The following is an 11,436-nucleotide window of genomic DNA, read 5'->3' as shown; positions in this document are numbered from 1 at the left end:
CAAAACTTTTCGGTATTATTCTAAGTACTGCAAAGACCGCATTGGAGTTGGGATCGTAGACTGGAGCAAGAAATTATGAGGCGAATTGCAAACCAGTTTCAAAAGAAAGAACTAAAAGCGTGCGGTGCGGATGCTGGGCGGACAGACTAACGGCGAGATGTTCACATTTTCTGCCGCTGAAGGTTATATGATTCGCAACGGCAAAGTTGCCGAACCAGTCAGCGATGTGACGCTTACAGGCAATGTTTTCCAGACGCTGAAGGATATTGATGCTAGAGGCAATGACTCAGTATATCTCAACGGCAGTTGTGGCAAAGGAGGACAGATGCCTCTGAACTGGTCGGTTATTTCTGCCCCGCTGGGCTAGTGGGTAAAAATTTTAGATTTCAGATTTCAAAACTTTACTTTTAAATCTGAAATCTGAAATCTAAAATCTGAAATTTCGCCCTCCCACTACCCACTACTCTTTACAGTTGTTGCATTTCCCGTTCCAGTATCCGGATCAAATTCTCGTCACCCTTGGTTCTAGCCACTTCCAGACGATGCTCCAGTCTCTTTTGGAGATTGGCGCGGTGGATGTCGGCTGTTTTTTCTACTTCTTGACGACGAATTCTGTTCATGGTGGACTCTTTTTTTAATTTACTTGTGCATCTTCTCTACTCTCATTATAGCGACTAACTAGAAAACTGTATCTAAATTTACAGAAATTTTACGGTTTAGTTTGTTAATCAACATAATTTCCTCAAATTCCAAATCGCCATCAGGAGAGGACACGCCCTCCATGTTACTTTTTGTAACATTTGTTTCCTTCTCCCCCCTCTTTTGACAAGGTTGTGCTACTTTAATCAAGAGAGTAAAATTCGGTTGCAAAGCGTTTGTTTTTAGTATTAATGGGCATTTCCCTTTTGGTATTGACAGGCTTCTCTCCGAAATCTCAACCTCTACACCTCTTTGATTTTGGAGACAATCTATGTCTATATATGTAGGCAATCTTTCCTACGAAGTTACTCAAGAAGACCTGAGCGGCGTTTTTAAAGAATACGGTACTGTAAAGCGGGTTCAGCTACCCACAGACCGCGAAACAGGTCGTTTGCGCGGCTTTGCTTTTGTGGAAATGAGTAGCGAAGCTGAAGAAACGGCAGCCATTGAAGCCCTTGACGGTGCTGAATGGATGGGCCGTGACATGAAAGTTAACAAGGCCAAGCCCCGCGAAGAGCGCGGCCCATCTCGTGGTGCCGGTGGCGGCGGCGGTCGGGGCAACGGTAACAATAGCTTCTCTCGTCGATACTAAGCTTTAAAGCGCAAGCGCTTTTACCCAGTTGATACTGGCCTCTTGCAAACCACTTGCCACTGAATGAGATCAATCTCACTCACTGAATTTAATCTAAAAAGGCTCAGGCAGAAATGTTTGAGCCTTTTCTATATCTTTACGCAGCCAGATTTTTTCCATAAAAATGCTTCATAACAGACTGCTAACTCTCTTAAGCGATTTTGGTTTGAGCGATGTTTATGTGGGTGTGATGAAAGGGGTTATTGCCCAAATCAACCCTACCCTAACTGCGATCGATCTTACGCATGAGATTTCGCCGCAGAATATTGCCGCCGCTAGGTTTTGTCTGATGAATGCCTACTCTTATTTTCCTGATGGAACAGTGCATATTGCGGTTGTCGATCCGGGTGTGGGGAGTAAAAGACGAGGAGTGGCGATAAAATTTGCTGGCGGTTTTTTAGTCGGGCCAGATAACGGGTTGTTTAGCGGTGTTCTCAGTGAGAGTCCGCCTGTCGCCGCTGTCGAACTTACCAACTCCGAATATTGGCGCACACCAACACCGAGTACAACTTTTCACGGTCGAGATATTTTTGCGGCGGTGGGGGCGCATCTTGCTAGTGGTGTGCCTCTAGAACAACTGGGACGTGCAATTAATCCAGAAACATTGGTGCAACTACCTATACTTGAATGTACTCAAACAGATGAGAGTTTAGTAGGTTACATCCAGTATGTCGATCGCTTCGGCAACTTAATTACAAATATACCAGGTAATCTGGTTGAAGGGAAAACTTGGTCTGTCGAGGCAGCTGGGTTCACCATACTTAGTAATAAAACTTACAGTGACAGCCCAGCAGGGAGTTTTGTAGCTTTAGTTGGCAGTCATGGCTGGGTGGAAATTGCGGTTAATAATGGTAACGCAAAGTTGGTGTTACATAAGGATTTAGGAGATTCGGTGCAAATTTTACTGCATTCTTAGAGGATGTTTTAAAAGTTGCTTGCGATACATCAACCCTTTGGAGATCCCCCTCGCATCCCCCTTGAAAAAGGGGACTTTGAGGCTCTTGTCCCCCCCTTTTTAAGGGGGGCTAGGGGGGATCGACTGGTACGCCGCAGGCATCTTTATTATCAAAATTAGCGGGCTGATCTGTCCATCCTGTTTGCCCTTGACGATTTTTAATTTGCACCCACCAGATACTTCTTGTAGGCGGAATTCTCCGGCCATATCTCGCAGGAACTGATTGAGTTTGTTCCGTCACATCTATGGCATTAATAGTGATTGTCTTACCTTTGAACCAAGCTTTATAAGACCCTTCTCCCTGAGAAGTTAACAGGTAAATTATATCCCCAGGGCGAGCTTGAATAGCTCTGGAGGTATTGGTGCCTTGCGATCCTGTATAATCTTGAATAGTTATTGGTCTGGTGATTCTGATTTCTCCTGATTGGGTAGTAATTACGACTCCGGTAACGCCTTGAACGCGATCGCGTGGGGCGACTGTAAAAACCACTGGTGAGTTATTATTCCGGTTTCGATGAATCGGTGTACTTTTATTTACGATCCATTCGCGGTACGTACAGCACTCAAAGGGACAGGCTCCCACATCTTCATAAGGAAGATGTGGGCGAGTTTGGGCATCGGCGGTGAAGGGAATCAGGATAGCAATCAACAGTGCTAGTAGCCATAATGATTTAACTAGGCGTCGAATCATAGTTATTTACATCCATCAGTTAATCAGCTTTTAAAAGCTACACCTTTTCAGCGCCGCATTGAGAGAAACGTCAAAGTTATACTCTCTTTCCGCAGTTGGAAGGTGACCGGGGGGAGGGTTTTTAAAGTTTGGCTCCTTCCCTACTTTATACTCCATTCTTTTGATTTGGGCATTATAGTTCCAATCCATTAGCTTCTGACCTTTTTCATCTTCCCATCCAACCTGGGCATACATCTTTCGATAGTCGCCCAGTGCCCTTAAAATGTCCTGTTGAGTGGTAAAACCCTGCTGACCTTTACTGGCTGTACTCCAAAGATTGTCAATCGTTTTTAAATCAGTACAGGAGAGATTCTCCATTTCATCTAGAGGGGTAAAACCTTTGGCTTGTGACTTTGGGCCAGCGGCGTCTAGCATCCGTTCGTAGGTTTCTCGGTCAGCTTGACGCCAGTCTTTTTGCTTCAGGTAGTCCCGCAATTTACTGTAATCGACATTGCGAGTCGAGTTGAGCGGTACTCGATCGATTGAGGTAAAATTAGTGGGTGTGTTGACTGGGTTGACTGGGGGAGGGGTTGTAGTCCCAGAGTTTGACTTACTTAGCTGGAATCCCAACCAGACAAGACCGGCAGCTATACTGAACAGACCTGCAATTACTAGCAAGGTTAGTGCCAGAACAGTTTTATTATTCTTTGCCATTCGTTTATGGTAGCTCTTTGATTGAACTCCCTGATTTAAATGTAATCGAATCGGCACAAAAGAGCGTGAAACTTTAGCTTTTTGTCAAGAGAACCAACAGATATACAGCAAGCGACGTGAGAAAATTATGACTCAACTACAGGAATCCGAACAGCTGGTTTACCAAGGTCAGTTTGGGAATTTTACGATTACGAAGGACGATCGCACTGGCGTCATCATTTACCGTGCTGGCTTAATGGTAGCAGCTCTCAGCTTTGCGCTGGCTAGCTGGCTGGTGCTATGGCTGGGCAATACCCCAACGGTTCTGAACGCGCTGACACCTCTATATGTTTGTTTCTGTCTGGGGTTGGGCGTCAGCTTACTCACCATCCACATATATCTAGGACTGCTACACCGAGTATTGCAAATATTTTGGGCGATCGGTGTTGCGGCGTCTGTTGTGCTGGCTGTGCAAGCTGGCGAACCTCTGGCGCTAACTGTTTACAACCACCCAGTAACTATTTTGGGGATTGGTTTTATCTTTGCGGCGTTAACAGGGATTTATTTTAAAGAGGCTTTTTGCTTCAACCGATTGGAAACAAAGGTGCTGATGCCGCTGGTTCCTTTGCTGCTGCTGGGACATTTGTCTGGCTTCTTGCCCGTGCAATCAGAACAGGTTTTACTGGGAGTATGGGCTATTTTGTTCGTGGTGTTTGCGCTGCGGAAAGTGGTGCAAGCGATTCCACCGGATATCGGCGATAAGTCGGTTTTTGTTTATCTTAAACAACAGCGTCCCACACCCTAAAGGGTGGGGCTATACAAACAAAGCCCGCCTGCGCGGGCTAAAGATAGAATGGAGTGAGCTAGGTAATTGGTGGAAGAACGGACATTTTGGCTAGTTTGGTCGCAAATTTCTGGAGTTGGCCCGATTTTGCTGAAGCGACTGCAACAGCATTTTGGCACTCTGGCGGCGGCTTGGGAAGCTACTCCAGCTAAACTTAGGGAAGTGGAGGGTTTTGGGGCTAAGACGGTTGAGGCGGTGGTGGGAAAGCGATCGCAAATCGACCCCGAAAAATTCCTTCAGCAGCACCTACAGAAAAACCCTTATTTTTGGACACCAGCTGATGCGGAATATCCCCGCTTGATGCTGGAAACTCCCAATCCGCCAGCAGTGATGTACTACCGAGGCAAAGTTCAACCCCAGGAAAATCAAGGTATAACGCCAACAGTGGGGATTGTGGGTACTCGTCAACCTTCAGAATACGGTATACGTTGGACTCGCAGAATCAGCGCTGCTTTAGCCCAGCAGGGATTTACGATCGTTTCCGGTATGGCAGATGGAATTGATACCGAAGCGCATCGCGCCTGTCTGGAGGTGGGTGGACGAACGCTGGCGGTTTTTGGTACTGGTGTGGATGTGGTTTATCCGTCGCACAATCGCAATTTATACGAACAGATTTTAAGTAATGGGTTGGCGCTGAGTGAGTATTCAGCTGGTACGCCGCCCGATCGCACTCGCTTCCCTGCCCGTAATCGTATTATTGCAGGTTTAAGTCGCGCAGTGTTAGTCATGGAAGCACCAAAAAAATCAGGGGCGTTAATTACCGCCCAGGTTGCTAATGATTTTCGTCGAGATGTATATGCGCTCAGTGCGCGTAATGATGATTATAATTTTCATGGGTGTTTAAATTTGCTCGTCCAAGGTGCAAAACCAATTCCTATAGAATTGGATGACTTACTAAAAATGTTAGGCGCAACACCAATTAAAGAAACAGAAAATTTAGGTTCTCTGCCTTTATTTGCCCAATGTTTGCCGTCCAATCAGCCGCCTTTACCGGATTTGGAACCGGAATTAAAACAAGTTTTCCAGGTAGTTTCTTCGGAAGCAATGCCTTTTGATTTAATAATACAAAAAGCTGGGTTAGCAGCAGGTTCTGTTTCTAGTGCGCTATTGCAGTTAGAATTAATGGGTTTGGTAACTCAGTTACCGGGAATGAGATATCAAAGATGTTGATTGTCGATATTATCTTTGATTTTTACTTCAATCCGAAATCCTAGTTCATCGAGTAGAGATACCAAGGTGTAAATTTCCTTACCACCGTTTTCTAATAAAATTTTATCGAGTTGCTGATGATAAAGTTTAGCTTTATCCGAGAGATTATTCATCTTAAAACGCGCATCGATCGCATCTTGGAGTACCGCCCGAAGTAGTTTAGGCTCAGGATCTTCTGGTTCCAAAGCTACACTGAGATAGCCAGCAGCCTCTTCGGGGTCTTTAAGCGATTCAATTAGTGCATCCAGCCAGCTATCACTCGTCGGCATTTTCACTTCTTTCATGGTAGTTTCTCCAGTATTCTTTAGCTGTGTCAATATCTCGATCTTGAGTGCTTTTATCCCCACCACAGAGGAGAATTACAATTGTTGAACCTATTTGTCCAAAGTAAACGCGGTAACCTGGGCTATAATTAATCTTGAGTTCGCAAACTCCTTCTCCAACAGACCGATAATCTCCCAAATTGCCAACACTAACTCGTCTAATCCTCTTGTTGATATTAACTCTCGTTTTCCGATCGCGAAAGGAATCAATCCACTCGCTGAAAGGAACTCTGCCATCTGGTTTAATGTAACGCCGAATCTCCCTTGGTTGTGCTTCCATGCGTTTTATCGAATAATTTGTTTGGGAGGGATTACCACTTGAAATCCCAGTGCATCCAGTAGCGCTACTAAAGTGTAAAATTCATAAACTCTTCCTTTTGTAATCATAGTGTAGTTTAGCTGACTCCGAAAACTTATTCATTTGGACTTTGAGCGGGATTCAAAACTGGAAGAGCGCCCCATTTACTCAAAGCGAAATAGGTCAATGCCCCACCCAACGAACCCAATAATAGAGCTATTCCTATGCAAGATAAGTTCGGCCAAATTCCCCCTGATCCGACAGCAGTTGGACTGGGCGATAATGACCTCGCAGCAGTGACACCAATGGCGTCCTACAACTCTGGCAAAACTTGTGGGTATAAGGGTTTTGGGGATTCTGACGATCGGCATTGAGACAACAAATCATACTTTTGACAGAGGCATTTGATTCAGTTCATAGTAATCCTTCTTAAAGACAGTCGCATTAAAACTGAGTATCGCCAGTCAGCACCCCGCACTGAAGTGACGGGGCATCATGCTACCGCCTTCAGTTAGCTGACCAGCCTTAGTCGTCTGACTACGTTATCGGCAAGTGTTTAAGTTCCTACCTGGAAGTGCGTAGCCAGCTTCCTGCTCTAGAACCAGATGGTTAAACAGTTTTACGAGGGGTAAGACAGTGCTGTCTGGATAGTACCGACCGATAACATTGGCGTTAGCGAAGCGGAACGCGCTAGCGTTCGGCTAACTTTACTGGAATAGCAAGGCGTTCCCGGCATACAGGGAAATTGGACAAGCACTATTCCTCTGCTTGTCCACCCCTAAAAGGGGACGGCATTTTTAAATGCCGCGTCGCATTTCCAAGAGCCACTTAAAAGATGGTGGTTTCCATGCTCCCGCGAGGTTTTAGATGAGTTCCAAATTAATCAGGCAAGCAAGACATCTACTGTTCGGCGGACTGATGGTTAGCGTCGGACTGTGGGCAATGCCAGCTCAAGCACAAGTCTCTGATGCTAAGGTAAACGCAATGCTGGAAGCACTGCGGCAAGCTGCACCACCCAACAAACCAAATGATGGTATGTTCAGTCAATGGCAGGTTTTACCGGGTATCATCCCCAGCTGGACTAAACAATGTGTCGGACGGGAACTCACACCCGCTCAATTTGAGTCCGATGCCTCGGCGGCACGCAATACTGTGGCGTGTATCGTTCGACGCGAGTTAGACAAGCAGTTTCGCGCCACTAGAAACAACGAAACTGCATCTGCACGCAACGTTGCTTGTTGGTGGATGACTGGTACCACAGCTTGCAATAGCGGCGCAACGGCTACTTATGTGCAAAGAGTTGTGGGTTTCTATCAGCAACAGGCGGGAAGGAGTAATCCTCCGGCGCAGCGTTCATCTTCTCCCCAGCGCCAATCCTCAACCCAACCATCCCAGCAATCAACAGCACAATCATCTTCATCAATTGCCTTGGTTTCCGATAATCAAGTTGCTGCTATGGTGGAAGCGTTGCGGCAAGCTGCACCACCCAATCGACCGAATGATGGTATGTTCAGTCAATGGCAAGTTTTACCAAACATTATTCCCAGTTGGTCTAAACAATGTATCGGACAGGAACTGACACCCGCACAATTTGAGGCTGACGCGACAGCAGCACGAACGGTTGTGTCGTGTATCATGCAACGGGAGTTAAACAGGCAGTATAGCGCCAATAATAATAACGAAACGGCAGCTGTACGGGGCACTGCTTGTTGGTGGATGACTGGCAATGCTACAGGTTGCAGCAGTGGCGCTACTTCTTCCTATGTGGAAAAAGTCGTCGGTTTCTATCAGCAACAAGCACAAGATAGTAGTTCTTCCCAACCGCAATCATCTACTACCCCAACATCCCGTTTATCGGAATTGTAGGTTGGGTTGAGTGATAGCGAAACCCAACTCTATTATCCTCAGCGTTGGGTTTCGTTCCTCAACTCAACCTACTTTTAGTTTATCGGAATTGTAGGTTGGGTTGAGTTATATTGTGTCCGATTGCATCGTTAGTACATGAGTGATATCGTCAAATTTTATGTTGTCATCGTTGGTTAAATTTTTACCGCAGATGAAGACAGATACACGCAGATGAACGCAGATAAGAATAAGAACACTAATTTTTGGCTTTTTCGGAGTTGTTATGCTTTTGTTCAAAAAAATAACATTTTTATTCCTCTGCTCAAGATCTCAAATAGCATAGTAAATACGGAAGAGCCGAACAGTATAGAGCTATTCTCCGCAAGGAAGCAACTGTGTTTGCAGGGCTTCCGTTGCACTAAAGCACTCAGCACTTTGCTATACCAGCAAGAAAATCTTCCAAATCGGGCACTTCTACCCATTGATTGATATTGTTAGATTGATGGGCTAAATCCATCAATAACTGAGAGTAAACACCTTCTCGCAATGAGGGTGTCATTGCTTCACGCGCATCAATCCCTTGCACCCATTGGTCAACAACTCTAATAAAAGGTGCAATTCTTCCATCTGCGTAATTTTGAGAAAAATTTAGCCGGGATGGAATTTCTACCTCTGTCAGGGGTTTTCCTGCTGATGCAGCCCAAAGACGAAAACCATGCACGTAATCTTTCTGATTATCGCTGCCTAAGACTAACGTACCGCGATCGCCATACACTTCCACCCAATGTCCCCGTCCCTGATATGTCACGGAACTAATGCAAATCTGACAGGGCGTTCCATCTGCCAACTCTAGCACGATCGTGCAGCTATCGTCGGCATCAACTGGCTTCATTTCACCAGTAGTAGGATCGGGTCTGGTGGGAATTGATGTACTCAGTTGGGCGCACAACCGCCGTACAGGCCCAAATAACCAACTGATGTAATCAAAAGCGTGGGAACCTATTGCCCCTAGTGCGCCACCGCCTTGGTCTTTACGAGCATACCAGTTCCAAGGGCGTGTGGCATCGGCACGACTCGACACTAACCAATCAATTTTAATCAGGCGCTTTTGTCCGACATATTCTGCTGATAACATTTCTGCCAACATTTGCCATGAGGGGACGAAGCGAAATTCAAAATCCATTGTGGCGATCGCACTTTGATCCCCCCTAGCCCCCCTTACCCAAGGGGGGGAAAGCTGCCCTTCTCTGTCTTCTCCCCCCCTTTTTAAGGGGGGGTTGGGGGGGATCGCTAAATGATATAATTCTCTTGCCTCACTCGCCACTAAAGTTGTCGGTTTTTCTAATAACAAATGCTTGCCAGCCTGCAAAACTGTCTTGGCCATTTCATAATGGGTAAATGGCGGTGTTGAAATGCTGACTCCTTGCACTTCTGGGATAGCAACAATATCTTCTATCTTGTTGCAAGCATGGGGAATATTGTTGGCAGAGGCAATATCTTTTGCCTTATGCAAATCCCGATGATAAACTGCTACAATCTCAGTTCGAGGATGAGCTTGCAATCCCGGAATATGGACTTTTTGACCAAATCCAGTTCCCACAAGTGCGACGCCAATTTTAGACTGTTCCATCTTTGAGTAAGACTGCATAATTTACCTTAAAAATACGATCGTGAAAGGATAACGATATACTTCACCTCGATAGGCTTTAATGGCCGCAAAAATTACTACAAATAGCTGAAATATAAGCAATAATAAACTGACCGATACTATTCCAATTGCCAAACTTGTTATCAGGGAGTTTAATACATTAGTGTTGGAACTTAGAATAATACCACAGGTTACGAAACTCAGAAAAATAACTATAATTACACCTGTCAAAGAATAGATAAGCATTGATATTTGAAAGTTTAATGATTCTTTTCCCTGGACATCAATAAAAGAATCCGTATTTTTCTTAGTCTGCCAAATTATCAAAGGTGCTAAAATATTGAGACATGGAATGGGTACGGGAATACCTAACAATCCTAAAAGTATTACTGGTATCCACACCACAATGGAAGATAGGTGACACCACATCCCCCAGGTTCGCGCTTCTTTGTTAATATCTCCGTTCATAAGCTTGTTTTTTGAGATTTAATTTTTTATTTGAGATGTTGGGGTAAGTTGCTGCGCTTTAGCGCTAAAGCGCAACAACGTACAAAATAACCAGTTCCATTATTTCTTAGCTTGTTTCTCCACCCATTCAATTACTTGATAAGCTAATCGAGTTCCCGATAGCCGATCGATTTCCCGGATGCCTGTGGGACTGGTGACGTTGACTTCGGTGAGGTAGCCGCCTATAACATCAATGCCAACAAAAATCAAGCCATCTCGTCGCAAAGTTGGTGCTAGTTGGGAGCAGATTTCCCGTTCTCTGTCCGTTATTTCCGTTTCTGCTACTCTACCACCAACTGCCATATTGCCGCGAAACTCCTTGCCAGTGGGAATCCGGTTGACTGCACCGATCGGTTCCCCATTTAGGAGGATAATACGTTTGTCTCCGTCTTTCGCTGCTGGCAAGTAGGTTTGGACCATGACGGGAATGCGACCTTGCAGGGTACTGAGTTCGACGATCGAGTTGATATTGCGATCGCTTGGTTCCAAAAATAATATACCTTCACCAGCCTTACCCCCCAAAGGCTTGAGAATTGCCGCCCCTTTTTCTTCTGTAAATTGCCGGATTACCTGCTTTTCGGCGCTAACAATAGTTTCTGGAATTGCCCCGGTAAACTGCAAAGCATACATTTTTTCGTTTGCCGATCGCAATCCGTTGGGAGAATTGATGACCAGAGTCTTTGCTGGGTCTATATAATCGAGAATGTAAGTGGCATAGAGGTAAGCAATATTTACCGGCGGATCGGTTCGCATGAACACCGCGTCCATTGACTCTAGGGGTTGCAGAGTGCGATCGGCCAGTTCGTACCAAGGCTGCTGCACCACCCATCGCCCCTCCACCAACTGCACAGGCGTGAGATGCACCCGTTCTAAGGTAGCCCAAGCTTTGCTATGCAATACGCTCAGATGACTGGCCTCTGTTACCCAAACATCATGACCCATCTGTTGTGCGGCTTCCATAAGTGCCACGCTGGTATCGTGACCCGGATCGAGTCTGTGGATGGGGTCAATGATAAATGCCAATTTCATGGTGTTGTTAGTTGTCAGTTGTCAATTGTTAGTTGTCAGTTGTCAGTTGTCAGTTGTCAGTTGTCAATTGTCAATTGTCAGTTGT

Annotated in this window: 14 protein-coding genes and 1 pseudogene; 6 read left to right on the top strand and 9 right to left on the bottom strand. The window is 45.5% G+C overall.

From position 1 onward, the window contains the following. Positions 1-121 precede the first annotated feature (121 nt). Positions 122-367 (top strand): annotated as a pseudogene (locus LAY41_RS26680) (metallopeptidase TldD-related protein); the annotation flags it as partial. Between the two features lie 100 nt (positions 368-467). Here LAY41_RS26680 and pirA read toward each other — a convergent pair. Next, positions 468-620: an arginine synthesis PII-interacting regulator PirA gene (gene pirA / locus LAY41_RS26675; protein WP_249104734.1), complete on the bottom strand. Its 153-nt coding sequence runs from the start codon at positions 618-620 to the stop codon at positions 468-470. Between the two features lie 350 nt (positions 621-970). Between pirA and LAY41_RS26670 the strand changes: the two genes are divergently transcribed. Both LAY41_RS26670 and LAY41_RS26665 read left to right on the top strand, forming a co-directional pair. Further along, positions 971-1,291, top strand: a complete 321-nt coding sequence (locus tag LAY41_RS26670; RefSeq protein ID WP_249104732.1) for an RNA recognition motif domain-containing protein — start codon at positions 971-973, stop codon at positions 1,289-1,291. Between the two features lie 163 nt (positions 1,292-1,454). Next, on the top strand, positions 1,455-2,246 hold the full coding sequence (locus tag LAY41_RS26665) for an SAM hydrolase/SAM-dependent halogenase family protein (protein ID WP_249104731.1): 792 nt from the start codon (positions 1,455-1,457) through the stop codon (positions 2,244-2,246). Between the two features lie 109 nt (positions 2,247-2,355). Here the strand turns inward: LAY41_RS26665 and LAY41_RS26660 are convergent, their stop codons facing one another. Both LAY41_RS26660 and LAY41_RS26655 read right to left on the bottom strand, forming a co-directional pair. Continuing rightward, positions 2,356-2,976 (bottom strand): hypothetical protein, encoded by a 621-nt coding sequence (locus LAY41_RS26660; RefSeq protein ID WP_249104729.1) that lies wholly within the window; start codon positions 2,974-2,976, stop codon positions 2,356-2,358. Between the two features lie 30 nt (positions 2,977-3,006). Then, entirely contained in the window at positions 3,007-3,669 is a 663-nt protein-coding gene (locus tag LAY41_RS26655) for a GUN4 domain-containing protein (protein WP_249104727.1), read from the bottom strand. Positions 3,670-3,796: 127 nt separating this feature from the next. Between LAY41_RS26655 and LAY41_RS26650 the strand changes: the two genes are divergently transcribed. Further along, positions 3,797-4,453 (top strand): DUF2301 domain-containing membrane protein, encoded by a 657-nt coding sequence (locus LAY41_RS26650; protein ID WP_249104725.1) that lies wholly within the window; start codon positions 3,797-3,799, stop codon positions 4,451-4,453. A gap of 66 nt (positions 4,454-4,519) precedes the next feature. Next, positions 4,520-5,662 (top strand): DNA-processing protein DprA, encoded by a 1,143-nt coding sequence (gene dprA, locus LAY41_RS26645; RefSeq protein ID WP_249104723.1) that lies wholly within the window; start codon positions 4,520-4,522, stop codon positions 5,660-5,662. On the opposite strand, the gene LAY41_RS26640 is transcribed toward dprA, so the two are convergent. The 3 genes from LAY41_RS26640 to LAY41_RS32665 form a co-directional block, all read right to left on the bottom strand. Next, positions 5,650-5,985: a helix-turn-helix domain-containing transcriptional regulator gene (locus LAY41_RS26640; protein WP_249104721.1), complete on the bottom strand. Its 336-nt coding sequence runs from the start codon at positions 5,983-5,985 to the stop codon at positions 5,650-5,652. The genes dprA and LAY41_RS26640 overlap by 13 nt on opposite strands. Continuing rightward, on the bottom strand, positions 5,957-6,304 hold the full coding sequence (locus LAY41_RS26635) for a type II toxin-antitoxin system RelE/ParE family toxin (protein ID WP_249104719.1): 348 nt from the start codon (positions 6,302-6,304) through the stop codon (positions 5,957-5,959). The genes LAY41_RS26640 and LAY41_RS26635 overlap by 29 nt, the downstream gene beginning before the upstream one ends. A 240-nt stretch (positions 6,305-6,544) precedes the next feature. Then, entirely contained in the window at positions 6,545-6,709 is a 165-nt protein-coding gene (locus tag LAY41_RS32665; protein ID WP_338022533.1) for a 4-Cys prefix domain-containing protein, read from the bottom strand. A 480-nt stretch (positions 6,710-7,189) separates the two neighbouring features. On the opposite strand from LAY41_RS32665, the gene LAY41_RS26625 reads away from it, so the two are divergent. After that, entirely contained in the window at positions 7,190-8,188 is a 999-nt protein-coding gene (locus LAY41_RS26625; protein WP_249104717.1) for a hypothetical protein, read from the top strand. Positions 8,189-8,594: 406 nt separating this feature from the next. Here the strand turns inward: LAY41_RS26625 and LAY41_RS26620 are convergent, their stop codons facing one another. From LAY41_RS26620 to gshB, 3 genes are all read right to left on the bottom strand, one after another. After that, entirely contained in the window at positions 8,595-9,797 is a 1,203-nt protein-coding gene (locus tag LAY41_RS26620; protein WP_249104823.1) for a Gfo/Idh/MocA family protein, read from the bottom strand. A 21-nt stretch (positions 9,798-9,818) separates the two neighbouring features. Then, complete coding sequence (locus tag LAY41_RS26615; protein WP_249104715.1) at positions 9,819-10,283, bottom strand: DUF4870 domain-containing protein; 465 nt, start codon at positions 10,281-10,283, stop codon at positions 9,819-9,821. Positions 10,284-10,382: 99 nt separating this feature from the next. Then, complete coding sequence (gene gshB / locus LAY41_RS26610) at positions 10,383-11,351, bottom strand: glutathione synthase (RefSeq protein WP_249104713.1); 969 nt, start codon at positions 11,349-11,351, stop codon at positions 10,383-10,385. Positions 11,352-11,436 lie beyond the last annotated feature (85 nt).

It is taken from the genome of Argonema galeatum A003/A1 (genome assembly GCF_023333595.1).
Taxonomy (GTDB): Bacteria; Cyanobacteriota; Cyanobacteriia; order Cyanobacteriales; family Aerosakkonemataceae; genus Argonema; species Argonema galeatum.
Note: the sequence above shows the minus strand (reverse complement) of the source record. Positions and strands in the feature narration are given on the sequence as shown.